The 14,036-nt window shown below is 66.2% G+C and carries 12 protein-coding genes; 3 read left to right on the top strand and 9 right to left on the bottom strand.

All coding sequences use genetic code 11. From position 1 onward, the window contains the following. Positions 1-104: 104 nt before the first annotated feature. The 7 genes from OSH05_RS09820 to dnaK form a co-directional block, all read right to left on the bottom strand. Entirely contained in the window at positions 105-725 is a 621-nt protein-coding gene (locus tag OSH05_RS09820; RefSeq protein WP_104219374.1) for a 2,3-bisphosphoglycerate-dependent phosphoglycerate mutase, read from the bottom strand. Positions 726-753: 28 nt separating this feature from the next. Continuing rightward, on the bottom strand, positions 754-1,563 hold the full coding sequence (gene dapB / locus OSH05_RS09815) for a 4-hydroxy-tetrahydrodipicolinate reductase (RefSeq protein ID WP_104219375.1): 810 nt from the start codon (positions 1,561-1,563) through the stop codon (positions 754-756). 59 nt (positions 1,564-1,622) lie between these two features. Continuing rightward, the gene (gene pyrF, locus OSH05_RS09810) at positions 1,623-2,330 is read right to left on the bottom strand and encodes an orotidine-5'-phosphate decarboxylase (RefSeq protein WP_104219376.1); all 708 of its coding nucleotides are present in this window, start codon (positions 2,328-2,330) and stop codon (positions 1,623-1,625) included. A 32-nt stretch (positions 2,331-2,362) separates the two neighbouring features. Further along, on the bottom strand, positions 2,363-2,929 hold the full coding sequence (locus tag OSH05_RS09805; protein WP_104219377.1) for an NADPH-dependent FMN reductase: 567 nt from the start codon (positions 2,927-2,929) through the stop codon (positions 2,363-2,365). A gap of 69 nt (positions 2,930-2,998) precedes the next feature. Beyond that, entirely contained in the window at positions 2,999-3,595 is a 597-nt protein-coding gene (locus OSH05_RS09800; protein WP_104219378.1) for a class I SAM-dependent methyltransferase, read from the bottom strand. A gap of 68 nt (positions 3,596-3,663) precedes the next feature. Beyond that, on the bottom strand, positions 3,664-4,806 hold the full coding sequence (gene dnaJ, locus OSH05_RS09795; protein WP_104219379.1) for a molecular chaperone DnaJ: 1,143 nt from the start codon (positions 4,804-4,806) through the stop codon (positions 3,664-3,666). A 118-nt stretch (positions 4,807-4,924) separates the two neighbouring features. After that, positions 4,925-6,829 carry a molecular chaperone DnaK gene (dnaK, locus tag OSH05_RS09790; protein WP_266352141.1) on the bottom strand — a complete coding sequence of 635 codons (1,905 nt, stop codon included), beginning with the start codon at positions 6,827-6,829 and terminating at the stop codon, positions 4,925-4,927. Between the two features lie 213 nt (positions 6,830-7,042). Here dnaK and OSH05_RS09785 point away from each other — a divergent pair, with 213 nt between their 5' ends. Together OSH05_RS09785 and pncA are read left to right on the top strand one after the other, a co-directional pair. After that, the gene (locus OSH05_RS09785; RefSeq protein ID WP_104219380.1) at positions 7,043-7,672 is read left to right on the top strand and encodes an alpha-ketoglutarate-dependent dioxygenase AlkB family protein; all 630 of its coding nucleotides are present in this window, start codon (positions 7,043-7,045) and stop codon (positions 7,670-7,672) included. A gap of 70 nt (positions 7,673-7,742) precedes the next feature. Further along, positions 7,743-8,360 carry a bifunctional nicotinamidase/pyrazinamidase gene (pncA, locus tag OSH05_RS09780; protein WP_104219381.1) on the top strand — a complete coding sequence of 206 codons (618 nt, stop codon included), beginning with the start codon at positions 7,743-7,745 and terminating at the stop codon, positions 8,358-8,360. 17 nt (positions 8,361-8,377) lie between these two features. On the opposite strand, the gene OSH05_RS09775 is transcribed toward pncA, so the two are convergent. Next, complete coding sequence (locus OSH05_RS09775; RefSeq protein ID WP_104219382.1) at positions 8,378-8,758, bottom strand: VOC family protein; 381 nt, start codon at positions 8,756-8,758, stop codon at positions 8,378-8,380. Positions 8,759-8,833: 75 nt separating this feature from the next. Next, positions 8,834-11,116, bottom strand: a complete 2,283-nt coding sequence (locus OSH05_RS09770) for an NADP-dependent malic enzyme (protein WP_104219383.1) — start codon at positions 11,114-11,116, stop codon at positions 8,834-8,836. Positions 11,117-11,271: 155 nt separating this feature from the next. On the opposite strand from OSH05_RS09770, the gene mutS reads away from it, so the two are divergent. Beyond that, positions 11,272-14,007, top strand: coding sequence for a DNA mismatch repair protein MutS (mutS, locus tag OSH05_RS09765; protein ID WP_266352140.1), 2,736 nt, complete (start codon positions 11,272-11,274; stop codon positions 14,005-14,007). Positions 14,008-14,036 lie beyond the last annotated feature (29 nt).

The following is a 14,036-nucleotide window of genomic DNA, read 5'->3' as shown; positions in this document are numbered from 1 at the left end:
CGGGAGCGCAGACCATATCAAATTCCTGCACACCGCTTCGACATCTCCGATCGTCCAGTTGGACGCCGGACTGCGGCGCATGGCTTCGAGGCGCTTGCTCGTCCTTACCCCTTGAGGACGCGCTTCTCCGCCACCGTCGTATCGGCGTTGAGGCGGTAGACGATCGGTACGCCCGTTTCCAACTCGCGCTTCAGGATCTCTTCGGGCGACAGGCCTTCGAGCGCCATGATCAGCGCGCGCAGCGAATTGCCATGGGCGGCGACGAGCACCTTCTCGCCGCGCATGACGGGCGGCAGGATGTTGAAGATGTAGTAGGGCCAGACCCGGGCCCCCGTATCCTTCAGCGATTCGCCCCCGGGCGGCGGCACGTCATAGGAACGGCGCCAGATATGCACCTGCTCCTCACCCCATTTGGCGCGGGCGTCGTCTTTGTTGAGGCCCGAGAGTTCGCCATAGTCGCGCTCGTTCAACGCCTGGTCGCGGATCGTTGGAATATCCGGCTGGCCGATCTCGCCGAGCATCAGCTTCAGCGTGTGCTGCGCGCGGGTCAGCTCCGAGGTGAAGGCGAGGCCGAAGGAGAGGTCCAGTGCCTTCAGCCGCTGGCCGGCATGGGTCGCCTCCTCGACGCCAAGCGGCGTCAGGTCCGGGTCGCGCCAGCCGGTGAACAGGTTCTTCAAGTTCCAGTCGCTCTGGCCGTGGCGCACGAGCACGAGGAGGCGGTCCATGCGGGATTCCCTTGGGTCGGCAGTTGAATCAGGAAAGGCCGAGCACATCGGCCATCGAATAGCGGCCCGGCTTGCGGCCGGAAGCCCAGAGTGCCGCCTTCACGGCGCCGCGGGCGAAGATCGCCCGGTCGGAAGCGTGATGCGAAAGCGTAATCGTTTCGCCCTCGCCGGCGAAGAGCACGGAATGGTCGCCGGCGACGGAACCGCCGCGCAGCGTCGCAAAGCCAATGGATGCGGGCTCGCGCGGTCCGGTATGGCCGTCGCGCACCCGCACCGAATGATCGGCGAGCAGGATCTGGCGCCCTTCTGCGGCGGCCTGACCGAGCAGCAGGGCGGTTCCCGACGGCGCATCGACCTTGTGGCGGTGATGCATCTCGACGATCTCGATGTCGAAATCGGCGTCGAGGGCGCGGGCCGCCTGTCGCACCAGGCTCGCCAGCAGGTTGACGCCGAGGCTCATATTGCCGGACTTGACGATGGTCGCATGGCGCGCGGCAGCGTCGATCGCCGCCTCGTCATCGGCTGAAAGGCCGGTCGTGCCGATGACATGGACGATCCTGGCCTGCGCCGCGATTTCGGCGAAGCCGACAGTCGCCGAGGGTATCGTGAAGTCGACCACGCCTTCGGCGCGTGAGAAGACGGTGAGCGGGTCATCCGATACGGCGATCCCGAGCGGCGGCAGCCCGGCGAGCGTCCCGGCATCCTGGCCAAGCACGGCCGACCCCTCGCGCTCGATCGCCCCGGCGACGCGAACGCCATTCGTCTCGTGAATGATGCGGATCAACGTCCGGCCCATCCGGCCGGCCGCGCCGACGACGACGAGGCCCATCTCGCTCATGCTGCGTTTCCTTGTTGCTCGAGCGATATAGCAGGAGCGGGCGGACGGCGGAAAGAGCGTCAGACGGAAAGGGCGAGCGCGATTTCGGCCTGGATCGCGGCGGCGGCGGCGCGCGGGTCCGCCGCCTCCAGAATGGGCCGGCCGACGACGAGATGGTCAGCCCCGGCCCGAATGGCGGCTGTTGGTGTGGCGACGCGCTTCTGGTCCCCTGCCGGCGATCCGCCGGGGCGAATGCCGGGCGTCACGATCGCCATGCCGGCACCGACGATCGAGCGCATGGCCCGCGCTTCCTCGGGCGAACAGACGATGCCGTCCATGCCGGCAAGGCGTGCATCGGCGGCCCGCGCCGCCACGATTTCGGCGACGGTTCCTGCATAGCCGGCAGCCTTGAGGTCGGCCTCGTCCATCGAGGTCAGAACCGTGACGGCGAGGAGGCGCAGGTCGCGCATGCCCTTGCCGGCGACGGCAGCCCGCATCGCTTTCGGATAGGCGTGGATGGTGCAGAAGGTCACGCCAAGGCGGGCAATGTTCTCGACGGCATGCTCGACCGTATTGTCGATGTCGAGCAGCTTGACGTCGAGAAATACCTTCTTGCCGCTGTCGGCCAGACGGCGCGCGAAATCGATGCCGCCCGCGAAAGAAAGCTGCAGTCCGACCTTGTAGAACGAGACGGTGTCGCCGAGCGTCGCCACCATGGCCTCGGCTGCCTCGACGGTCGGCAGGTCCAGTCCGACGATGAGGCGGTCACGCATATCGAGGAGGGGCATGGCTTCTTCCCGGTTTGAGCAGCAAATTCAGGTCATGGCTCGGAGCCAAGTGCGCGCGCCGTCCGCACGATCTCGCGGGCGAGGGCCTGCAGCGCAACGGCGAGACGCGGATCGTCGAGCCCGCCCTTGGCATCGAAGGCGAGTCCAGCGCGGCCGATCGCCAGCCCGCCGCCGATGATGGTCGCGCCGAGCCCCTGCGAGACGGCCGTGACAAGCTCGGAGAGCGCGGCGGCGGCGCTCGCGTCGTCCTCGGCCGTGGCCGCAAGGGCAAAGGGTGGCAGCGGGCGCCGGCGCGGTTCCTCGCGCGAGCCGAGCCATTCGAGCAGATTGCGGAAGATGGCCGGCATGGCGCCATGCCGGCTCGGCGTCGCGAGGAAAACGGCGTCATGCGACTGAACGAGCCCACGCAGCGCCTTCAGGGCGGCCGGCGTTGCGCTCAAGGCGTCGGCGTCGAACAGCGGCAGCGTATAGTCGGCGAGCGAAATCCGAGTCGGCGCGGCGTCGAGAAAGGCGAGCTCCCGTGTCAATGCGCCCGCAAGGAGGTTGGCGGAAGCGGCGGGTGCGGTCGATCCGGCGAGAAGGAGAATGCGTGGCGGCATCGGAACTCCAGTCGCGCGATGCTGTATCAGGCCACCCCGCTTCGCGACAAGAAGGCCGCTGAACCGCCGCTACGCTATCTTGCGATAGATCCAGACGCGGGCTGGCGGCAGGTTCATCACCACCCAGCTCGTATGCTCGACGGTGAAGCGGCCCGCTTCCGCCGGGACCGGCGGCACCAGCGCATAGGAAAACTGGATGAAGGGCCTTCCGGCCGGCATGCGGTCCAGCGCCTCGACAATCAGCTTGCGGCGCAGTTCCGGCGGGCGGGTGAAGAGCGGCAGGCTGGAAACCACGGCGGATACCGGCCCGTCGACCCATCCTTTCAGCGTCGTGCCGAAGCCATAGGCGTCGCCCTCGATGATGCGCACGCCGGAAAAGCGCTTCTGCAGCAGCGTGCAGAACTCGGGATTGAACTCGATCGAAACAATGCGGCCGGGCGCGACGCCGCGCTCGAGCAGGGCCTGTGTCACGACGCCGGTGCCCGGCCCAAGCTCGATCACCGGCAGCGTATCCTGCGGATCGACAAAGCTCGCCATCAGCCGCGTCAATGCCTTGCCCGACGGGCTGACGGCGCCGGTCGTCAGCGGTCGGCCCATCCAGTTGCGCAGAAAGCGGACCTCGTCCGCCATCATGGCCTTCAGCTTGCGCTTCTCGATCGACGACATGAAACCCCCAAGCTTCGACGCGCGCCGACTATGGTTCGCACTTCACGGCATTCCTGTGACGAAACGGCTCACGCGCCGCCAAAGAAGTCGCGGATGCGGGCGAAGAAGCCCGCCGATTCGGGATTGTTCTCTTCCGAGGACGCCTGCTCGAATTCCTCCAGCAGTTCGCGCTGGCGGCGCGACAGCTTGCTGGGCGTCTCGACTGCCACCTGGATATACATGTCGCCCATCTGCGCCGAGCGCAGAACCGGCATGCCCTTGCCCTTGAGGCGGAATTGCTTGCCGGTCTGGGTCCCCTCGGGAACCTTGACACGGGTCTTGCCGCCATCGACCGTCGGCACGTCAAACTGCCCGCCGAGGGCCGCCGTGGTGATCGAGATCGGCACGCGACAGAAGATGTCGGCGCCCTCGCGCTGGAACAGGCTGTGCGGCTTCACCGACAGGAACAAGTAGAGATCGCCAGCCGGACCGCCGCGCAGGCCTGCCTCGCCCTCGCCGGACAGGCGGATGCGCGTGCCATCCTCGATGCCGGCGGGGATGTTGACCTGGAGCGTGCGCTCCTGCGTTATGCGGCCGGAGCCGGCGCATTTGTCGCAGGGGTCGGTGATGATTTCGCCGCGTCCGCCGCAGGTCGGGCAGGTGCGCTCGATCGAGAAGAAGCCCTGCGCCGCGCGCACCCGGCCATGCCCGTCACAGGTGGTGCAAACCTTCGGATGCGAGCCCGGCTTCGCGCCGGTTCCCGAGCAGGTCTCGCAGGCGATGCGGGTCGGGACGCGCACTTCGGCGGTCTTGCCGGCAAACGCCTCCTCCAGCGTGATTTCCATGTTGTAGCGCAGATCGGCGCCGCGCTCGCGCCCACCGCCGCCAGCGCCACTCCGCTGGCCGCCGCGCCGCCCACCCATGAACTCGCCGAATATGTCGTCGAAGATGTCCGACATGGACGAGGAGAAGTCGCCCGAAAAGCCCTGAGGCCCGCCGCCGCCATTTTCGAACGCAGCATGGCCGAAACGGTCATAGGCGGCGCGCTTCTGCGGGTCGCGCAGCATCTCGTAGGCTTCGTTGATTTCCTTGAACTTCGCCTCGGCCGTGTGATCGCCCGGATTCTTGTCCGGGTGATACTGCATGGCGAGCTTGCGGAAGGCGGTCTTCAATCCCTTGTCGTCGGCATCGCGGGTTACGCCGAGAAGTTCGTAGTAGTCGACTTTGGCCATCCGGCGGAGCTCTCGGTGGTGTCGGGGTTGGAAGTCCGGGATCGGGAGAAGGACGCCGTACTATAGAGGAAACCCGGCGCGTTGCCGCGCCGGGTCCGGATCAGTCGCGGCGCGAAGCTTACGCCGACTTCTTCTTGTCGTCGTCGACTTCCTCGAAGTCGGCGTCGACCACGTCGTCGGAACCCGTTGCTTCGGGGTTGCCGGCGGCGTTGTCGGACTGCGAGGCGGCATACATCGCCTCGCCGAGCTTCATCGAAGCCTGAGCGAGCGTATTGGTCTTCTGCTCGATGGCCTCGGCGTCGTCACCCTCGAGCACGGTCTTCAGATCGGCGATCGCCGTTTCGATCGCGCCCTTGTCAGCGGCCGAGATCTTGGAACCGTACTCGCCGAGCGACTTCTCGGTCGAATGAACAAGGGCCTCGCCCTGGTTCTTCGCCTCGACGACGGCGCGGCGCTTCTTGTCCTCGGCCGCATGGGCCTCGGCGTCCTTGACCATCTTCTCGATGTCGGTGTCGGAAAGGCCACCCGACGCCTGGATGCGGATCTGCTGCTCCTTGCCGGTGCCCTTGTCCTTGGCCGAGACATTGACGATGCCGTTGGCGTCGATGTCGAACGTCACTTCGATCTGCGGCACGCCGCGCGGCGCCGGCGGCAGGCCGACGAGGTCGAACTGGCCGAGGATCTTGTTGTCCGCCGCCATTTCGCGCTCGCCCTGGAAGACGCGGATGGTCACGGCGGACTGGCTGTCCTCAGCCGTCGAGAACACCTGGCTCTTCTTGGTCGGGATCGTCGTATTGCGCTCAATCAGACGCGTGAACACGCCGCCGAGCGTCTCGATGCCGAGCGAGAGCGGCGTCACGTCGAGCAGCAGCACGTCCTTGACGTCACCCTGCAGCACGCCGGCCTGGATCGCCGCGCCAGCCGCGACGACTTCGTCCGGATTGACGCCCTTATGCGGCTCCTTGCCGAAGAACTGCTTCACGATCTCCTGAATCTTCGGCATGCGTGTCATGCCACCGACCAGGACCACCTCGTCGATCTCGCCCTTGGCAAGGCCGGCATCCTTCAGCGCTGCGATGCAGGGTGCCACGGTCTTCTGCACCAGATCATCCACCAGCGCCTCGAACTTCGAGCGCGTCAGCTTGATCGCGAGATGCTTCGGGCCCTTGGCGTCGGCCGTAATGAAGGGCAGGTTGATCTCGGTCTGCTGCGAGGAGGAGAGCTCGATCTTCGCCTTCTCGGCTGCTTCCTTCAGGCGCTGCAGTGCCAATTTGTCGCCGCGCAGGTCAATGCCCTGCTCGCGCTTGAACTCGTCCGCCAGATAATTGACCAGGCGCATGTCGAAATCCTCGCCGCCGAGGAAGGTGTCGCCATTGGTCGACTTCACCTCGAACACGCCGTCGCCGATCTCGAGGATCGAGATGTCGAAAGTGCCGCCGCCGAGGTCATAGACCGCGATGGTCTTGCCCTCGTTCTTGTCGAGACCGTAGGCGAGCGCCGCCGCCGTCGGCTCGTTGATGATGCGCAGCACTTCAAGGCCGGCGATCTTGCCGGCGTCCTTGGTGGCCTGGCGCTGGGCGTCGTTGAAATAGGCCGGAACGGTGATGACGGCCTGATCGACGGTTGTGCCAAGGAAGGCCTCGGCGGTCTCCTTCATCTTCATCAGGATGAAGGCGGAGATCTGGGACGGGGAATATTTCTCGCCGTCGACCTCGACCCAGGCGTCGCCGTTCGGGCCCTTGACGATCTTGTAGGGGACGAGATGCTTGTCCTTCTCGACCATCGGGTCGTCGTAGCGGCGACCGATCAGGCGCTTCACTGCAAAGAAGGTGTGTTCCGGATTGGTGACCGCCTGGCGTTTAGCCGGCTGGCCGACGAGCTTCTCGCCCGTATCGGTAAAAGCGACCATGGACGGTGTCGTCCGCGCGCCCTCGGCGTTCTCGATAATCTTCGGCGCCTTGCCGTCCATAACGGAAATGCACGAATTGGTCGTTCCGAGGTCGATACCGATGACCTTTGCCATATTCATTCTCCTTTTCGGCGGGCCGGGCGGACCCTCTTAAGAGGCCTCCGCCGTTCCGGTCCTGCCGGACGGCCCCCATGGACTATGTAATTTCTCGCCGGGCCGAAAGGTCCCAAGCGGGTTCCCGGCGTATATAAGAAGATGCCGAATAGGCCGCAAGGCGGCGAATGAGAGGATTGGGGCCGCTACCGGCTGTTATCGGGGCGTGGAAACATGCAGGCAAGCACAGCATCGCCGCCGCCAACAGGCTTCCGGATCTTCCCTGGCCGCTTCGATCGCCGCGAGCAGGAAGCGCTGCGCGACGCAGTCCTCGCCGCCGTCGCCGCGGCGCCGCTCTATCGGCCGGAAATGCCGAAGACGGGCAAGCCCTTCTCGGTCCTCATGACGAATTGCGGCACGCTTGGCTGGGTCTCGGACCGCGCCGGCTATCGCTATCAGGCAGTCCACCCCGTCACCGGCGCCGCCTGGCCACCGATTCCGCCCGCCTTGTTGCAGCTATGGAGCGACGTCGCCGATTTCCCGGAGCCGCCCGAGGCCTGCCTCGTCAATGTCTACGATGCCGATGCGAGGCTTGGTCTGCATCGCGACGAGGACGAGGCCGAGTTCGCCGCGCCCGTCGTCTCGGTATCGCTGGGGGACAGCTGCCTCTTCCGTCTCGGCGGGCTCCGGCGCGGGGACCCGACCCGCTCGCTGCGCCTTGCCTCGGGCGACGTGGTCGTACTCGGCGGCGAGGCGCGCCTTGCCTATCACGGCGTCGACCGCATCTATCCGGGAACCTCGACGCTCCTTCCTGGTGGCGGGCGGATCAATCTCACCCTGCGCCGCGTGACAAGGGCGGGTTGATGGGGCGGGTTGACGGGGGAGGCGTTCGCAGGGACTTATCGGCGGCACAACAGAAGGGACGGCTAGATCGATGGATTCGACCAGCGTACTGATCGTAACGGACATCCAGAACGACTTTCTCCCCGGCGGCGCGCTCGCCGTCGCGGATGGCAACGCGATCATCCCGCTGGTCAATGATCTCGCCCGACGCTTCAAGAATGTCGTCATCACGCAGGACTGGCATCCCGCGCACCACATCTCCTTTGCCTCGTCCCATCCGGGCAAGGCGCCGTTCGACGTGATCGATCTTCGCTATGGGCCGCAGGTACTGTGGCCGGATCATTGTATCCAGGGCTCGTTCGGCGCGGCGCTCGCCGACGGTATCGATATCCCCCACGCCCAGATGATTATCCGCAAGGGCTATCACGCCCACACCGACAGCTATTCCTCCTTCTTCGAGGCCGATCGCAAGACCCCGACCGGGCTCACCGGCTATCTGTTCGAGCGTGGCATCGAGAAGGTCTATGCTGTCGGCCTCGCCACCGACTTCTGCGTGTCCTGGACGGCGCAGGATGCTCGCGCCCATGGTTTCGAGACGGTCGTGATCGAGGATGCCTGCCGCGCCATCGACACGAATGACTCGCTGGCGGCGGCCATCGCGGCGATGGACGCGACCGGCGTCCGCCGGATCGCTTCGTCAGCGCTCTGAGTTATCGGCCCCGTAGTCTACATCGGGACCGGAACCATCCAGCCCTGCGCCGCGCCGCCGGGAATGGCGATGATCGCGATCCGGCCGACGCCCGGCACGTCGAAGGGCTCGCGGATCACCATGCCGCCATTTTCTTTCAGCAGGGCAAGGCGCTGGTCGAGGTCGTCGACCGCGATATAGCTGAACCAATTGTCGGGCACGCCCTCGAACTGCGCGCCTGACAGTTCCATGATGCCGCCGACCATCGTGTCGCCGACCTTGGCGATATGGTAATCGCCAGCCTCGCCCATCGGCATGGAATCGAACGTCCAGCCCAGCGTCTTGGCGTAGAAATCCTTCGCGCGCGCCGCATCGCGCGTCATCAGCTCGTTCCAGTAGAATGTGCCCGGCTCGGCCATGTCGATCTCTCCCCTGCTTATCGGTTGGCAGAGGCTAACATCGGCGTTCCCGATTGCAAATTGATGTCGGCGGCGTCAACCGCCGACATTGAACGCGGCCAGAGCCGCCATATTGACGATGTCGCTGTCGCGCGAGCCCAGCGACAGGATCTGCACCGGCTTGTCGAGGCCCACCAGCAGCGGGCCGATCACGGTGGCGCCGCCCAGTTCCTGCATCATCTTGGTCGAGATCGAAGCGGAGTGGAACGCCGGCATGACCAGAACCGTGGCCGGACCGGAAAGCCGGCAGAACGGATAGGACGCCATGACCTTCGGGTTCAGCGCCACGTCGGCCGCCATCTCGCCGTCGAACTCGAAATCGACCCGCCGCCGTTCCAGGATCTGGACGGCCTCGCGCACATGGCGCGAGCGCTCGCCTTCCGGCTGGCCGAAGGTCGAATAGGCGAGCATGGCCACGCGCGGCTCATAGCCGAGCCGCTTGGCGAAGCCCGCGGCTTCCTCCGCGATATCGGCGAGTTCCTCGCCGGACGGCATGTCGTGCACGGCGGTGTCGGCGACGATCACGGTCCGGCCGCGCACCAGGACGATCGAGATGCCGATCACGCGGTGGCCGGGACGGGTATCGATCACCCGGCGGACATCGGAGAGGACGGTGGAATAATTGCGGGTAACGCCGGTCACCATCGCGTCCGCGTCGCCAAGCGCGACCATGGTGGCGCCGAAATAATTGCGATCGGTGTTGATGAGGCGCTGGCAGTCGCGGAAGAGATAGCCCTGGCGCTGCAGGCGGGCATAGAGATTGTCGATATAGTCCGGGTTGCGGCGCGACAGACGGGCATTGTGGATCTCGATGCCGTCACGGATCTCGATGCCGGCCTGAGCGGCCGTGTCGCGGACGATATCCTCGCGGCCGATGAGGATCGCGGTGCCGAGCTTCTGGGCGGCGAAGCTGGCGGCGGCGCGGATGACCTGCTCTTCCTCGCCTTCAGCGAACACGACGCGCTTCGGGTTGCGCCGCACGCGCTCATAGATGCGCGCCAGCGTGCCGACGATCGGATCGCGCCGGGCCGAGAGCTGGATCTTGTAGGCGGCGATGTCGGCGATCGGCTTGCCGGCGACGCCGGAATCCATCGCCGCCTGCGCCACCGCCGCGGGAATCTCGGACAGAAGGCGCGGGTCGAATGGCACGGGGATGATGTAGTTGGACCCAAAGCGCGGCCGGACGCCCTGATAGGCGGCGGCCACTTCATCCGGCACGTCCTCTCGGGCGAGCTCGGCGAGGGCCTTGGCTGCGGCGATCTTCATCGGCTCGTTGATCGTCCGCGCGCGAACGTCCAATGCGCCGCGGAAGATGTAGGGGAAGCCGAGGACGTTGTTGACCTGGTTCGGATAGTCCGATCGCCCAGTCGCCATGATCGCGTCGTCGCGAACCTCGGCCACCTCTTCCGGCGTAATCTCCGGATCCGGGTTGGCCATGGCGAAGATGATCGGCCGCGGCGCCATCGAGCGCACCATGTCCGGCGTCAGGGCGCCTTTCGCCGAGACGCCGAAGAAGATATCGGCGCCGACCATGGCGTCTTGCAGCGTGCGCGCATCCGTCCGCGTCGCATGCGCCGTCTTCCACTGGTTCATGCCCTCGGTGCGGCCCTCATAGACCACGCCCTTGGTGTCGCAGAGCAGCACGTTCTCCGACGGCATCCCCATTGCCTTGACCAGCTCGATGCAGGCAATACCGGCAGCACCGGCGCCGTTGCAGACGAGGCGCGTCGTCTTGATGTCGCGTCCGGTCAGGTGCAGCGCGTTGATCATTCCGGCGGTCGCGATGATCGCCGTGCCGTGCTGGTCGTCATGGAAGACGGGAATGTCCATCAGCTCGCGCAGACGGCTCTCGATGATGAAGCAGTCCGGCGCCTTGATGTCCTCGAGATTGATGCCGCCGAAGGACGGGCCGAGATAGCGAACCGAATCGACGAAGGCGTCGACATCTTCCGTATCGATCTCCAGATCGATCGAATCGACGTCGGCGAAGCGCTTGAAGAGAACGGCCTTGCCTTCCATCACCGGCTTGGAGGCGAGCGCACCGAGATTGCCGAGGCCGAGAATGGCGGTGCCGTTGGTGATCACGGCGACGAGGTTACCGCGGGTCGTATAGTCGAAGGCAAGGCTCGGATCGGCGGCGATCGCCTTCACCGGGACAGCGACGCCAGGCGAATAGGCGAGCGACAGATCGCGCTGCGTTGCCATCGGCTTGGTCGGCGTGATCTCGAGCTTGCCCGGTCGGCCGCGTGAATGGAATTCCAGCGCTTCCTGGTCCGTCACGGCAGGACCGTTCCGGGTAGGTCTCTTCGTCTCTGTCATGTGTCGCTCGGGGTCAGGCGTTTCCGGAAGGCGGGAGGCTCTTGGCGGCCACCCTTATCGTGGTCGGCGACGATAACACCGGTTTCTGTGATCTCAAGCCATGAGATTGATGCCGGGACGGTGAAACAGCTTTGGCGTTTTGCTAGGGTCCGGCCATGCTGGATCCCACCCACGAAATTCCCGCCCCTTCGGTGCGCCCGACGCCGATGATGGAGCAGTATATCGAGATCAAGACGGCCAATCCGGATTGCCTCCTGTTTTACCGGATGGGTGATTTCTACGAGCTCTTCTTCGACGATGCCGAAACGGCTTCGCGCGCGCTCGGCATCACGCTGACGAAGCGGGGCAAGCATCTGGGCGAAGACATCCCGATGTGCGGCGTGCCGGTCCATGCGGCCAATGACTATCTGCAGAAGCTGATCGGTCTCGGTCATCGCGTCGCCGTCTGCGAGCAGACCGAGGATCCGGCCGAGGCGAAGAAGCGTGGCGGCCGTTCGGTGGTGCGCCGCGACGTCGTGCGACTGGTGACGCCGGGTACGATTACCGAGGAGACGCTGCTCGACGCCGGCCGCAACAATTATCTGGCGGCGGTGGCGCGTTCGCGTGGTACGGGCGCGGAGGGTGCGGACCGCTTCGCGCTCGCCTGGATCGATATATCGACCGGCGAATTCCGCCTGGCGGAGAGCGAGGCCGGGCGTCTGGCTGCCGATCTCGCCCGTATCGACCCGCGCGAGGTCCTCCTTCCGGACAGCTTTTTCGCGGACGAGACGATGCGCGATCTTATCCGCGTCCTGCCGGGAGCCACGACCCCGCTGCCGTCGGCCTTCTTCGACGGTGCGTCCGCGGCGAGCCGTCTTGCTGCCTATTTCGGCATCGATACGCTGGACGGCCTCGGCGCCTTCTCACGTGTGGAACTCGCGGCGGCGGCGGCGGTACTCGCCTATGTCGAGAAGACGCAGATCGGCGAACGGCCGCCCCTTGCCCGCCCGGTTCGCGAGAGCGACGGCACGGTCATGCTCGTCGATGCGGCGACGCGGGCCAATCTGGAGCTGACGCGCACGCTGTCCGGCGAGCGCCGGGGCAGCCTGCTTGCCGCCATCGATCGGACCGTGACCGGCGCCGGGTCGCGCCTCCTTGCCAGTCGCCTCGCCAGCCCCTCGACCGATCCAGACGAGATCGGCCAGCGCCTCGATTCGGTCGCCTTCATGCTGTCGCTCGGCTTCGCGCGGGGGCAGATCCGTTCGCTGCTTGCCTCCGGCCCAGATCTGTCGCGCTCGCTGTCGCGGCTGATGCTGCACCGGGGCGGTCCGCGCGACCTGGCGGCGATCGGCATGGGCGTTTCGGCGGCCCTCGGCCTCGCCGAGCGTCTTTCGCAGGCATCCGGGGGGCTTCCGGCAGAGCTTGACGCCGCCGTGGATGATCTGGCCAAGGCCCCTGCCGCACTGGCCGGCCGCCTCGCCGCTGCGCTCGGAGACGAGTTGCCGCTATTGCGCCGCGACGGCGGCTTTGTGCGCGCCGGCTATGATGCCGATCTCGATGCGACGCGCGCGCTGCGCGACGAGAGCCGGCAGGTCATCGCCGGCCTGCAAGGCAATTATGCGGCTGAGACCGAGATCCGGGCCTTGAAGATCCGGCACAATAACGTGCTCGGCTATTTCATCGAGGTGCCGCAGCAATATGGCGAGCGGCTGCTCGGAGCCGATTTCGCCGGTCGCTATATCCACCGCCAGACCATGGCCGGCGCGATGCGTTTCATCACGACGGAATTGGCCGAGCTGGAGGCGCGCATCGCCACGGCGGCCGATCGCTCGCTCGCCATGGAGCTGTCGATCTTCGACGCGCTGCTGGCCGCGGTATCCGCCGAGGCGGAGGCAATCCGCCTCGGCGCCGATGCGCTGGCGAAGCTCGACCACGCGGCGGCGTTGGCCGAGCTGGCCGATGCCGAGGGCTGGTGCCGGCCGATCATCGATCGGTCGCTAGCCTTCGAGATCGAGGGTGGCCGCCATCCGGTGGTCGAGCAGGCGCTCCGGAACGAGCATGCCGATCCGTTCGTGGCGAATGATTGCCGTCTCGGGGAAGCGGGCGCGGAGGCGGGACGCATCTGGCTGATCACCGGTCCCAACATGGCCGGCAAATCGACCTTCCTGCGCCAGAACGCGCTGATCGCCGTCCTCGCCCAGATGGGCAGCTATGTTCCGGCTCGCGCCGCCCATATCGGCGTGGTCGACCGCCTGTTCAGCCGTGTCGGCGCCGCCGATGATCTGGCGCGCGGCCGCTCGACCTTCATGGTCGAGATGGTCGAAACCGCGTCGATCCTGAACCAGGCGACTGAGCGCTCGCTCGTCATCCTCGACGAGATCGGCCGCGGCACCGCGACCTTCGACGGCCTCTCCATCGCCTGGGCAGCGATCGAGCATCTCCATGAAGTGAACCGCTCGCGCGGCCTGTTCGCGACGCATTATCACGAGTTGACGGCCCTGTCGCAGCGCCTCGCGCGGCTCGAAAATGCGACGGTTCGCGTGAAGGAATGGGAGGGCGACGTCGTCTTCCTGCATGAGATCGTTCCCGGCGCCGCCGACCGGTCCTATGGCATCCAGGTCGCGAAGCTCGCCGGGCTGCCATCTTCCGTCGTGGCGAGGGCGCGCGACGTGCTCTCGCGGCTGGAGGAGACGGATCGCCAGTCGCCATCGGCGACATTGATCGACGACCTGCCGCTCTTCGCCGCGGCGCTGTCGCGCGCCGTTCCCGAGCGGCCGGTCGTGACCGATCCGATGGCCGAGGAACTCGACCGGATCCTGCCGGACGACCTGACGCCGCGCGAGGCGCTGGAGGCGCTCTACAGGCTCAAGGCGCTACGCACCGAAGCGAAGGCGTCGTCGAAACGCGCTTGAGGTGGTTTATCCCCGCGAACCGGTCTAGG

It is taken from the genome of Kaistia algarum (genome assembly GCF_026343945.1).
GTDB classification, from domain to species: Bacteria; Pseudomonadota; Alphaproteobacteria; order Rhizobiales; family Kaistiaceae; genus Kaistia; species Kaistia algarum.
This window is presented reverse-complemented; position numbering and strand designations above follow the sequence as displayed.

Excerpts from the sequence above, each read along its gene's own strand:
- dnaK (WP_266352141.1), bottom strand. The coding sequence starts at position 6,829 with ATGGCAAAGGTCATCGGTATCGACCTCGGAACGACCAATTCGTGCATT.
- OSH05_RS09805 (WP_104219377.1), bottom strand. The coding sequence starts at position 2,929 with ATGCCGCCACGCATTCTCCTTCTCGCCGGATCGACCGCACCCGCCGCT.
- mutS (WP_266352140.1), top strand. The coding sequence starts at position 11,272 with ATGCTGGATCCCACCCACGAAATTCCCGCCCCTTCGGTGCGCCCGACG.
- OSH05_RS09785 (WP_104219380.1), top strand. The coding sequence starts at position 7,043 with ATGCAGGCAAGCACAGCATCGCCGCCGCCAACAGGCTTCCGGATCTTC.
- OSH05_RS09800 (WP_104219378.1), bottom strand. The coding sequence starts at position 3,595 with ATGTCGTCGATCGAGAAGCGCAAGCTGAAGGCCATGATGGCGGACGAG.
- OSH05_RS09770 (WP_104219383.1), bottom strand. The coding sequence starts at position 11,116 with ATGACAGAGACGAAGAGACCTACCCGGAACGGTCCTGCCGTGACGGAC.
- dnaJ (WP_104219379.1), bottom strand. The coding sequence starts at position 4,806 with ATGGCCAAAGTCGACTACTACGAACTTCTCGGCGTAACCCGCGATGCC.
- OSH05_RS09775 (WP_104219382.1), bottom strand. The coding sequence starts at position 8,758 with ATGGCCGAGCCGGGCACATTCTACTGGAACGAGCTGATGACGCGCGAT.
- dapB (WP_104219375.1), bottom strand. The coding sequence starts at position 1,563 with ATGAGCGAGATGGGCCTCGTCGTCGTCGGCGCGGCCGGCCGGATGGGC.
- pncA (WP_104219381.1), top strand. The coding sequence starts at position 7,743 with ATGGATTCGACCAGCGTACTGATCGTAACGGACATCCAGAACGACTTT.
- pyrF (WP_104219376.1), bottom strand. The coding sequence starts at position 2,330 with ATGCCCCTCCTCGATATGCGTGACCGCCTCATCGTCGGACTGGACCTG.
- OSH05_RS09820 (WP_104219374.1), bottom strand. The coding sequence starts at position 725 with ATGGACCGCCTCCTCGTGCTCGTGCGCCACGGCCAGAGCGACTGGAAC.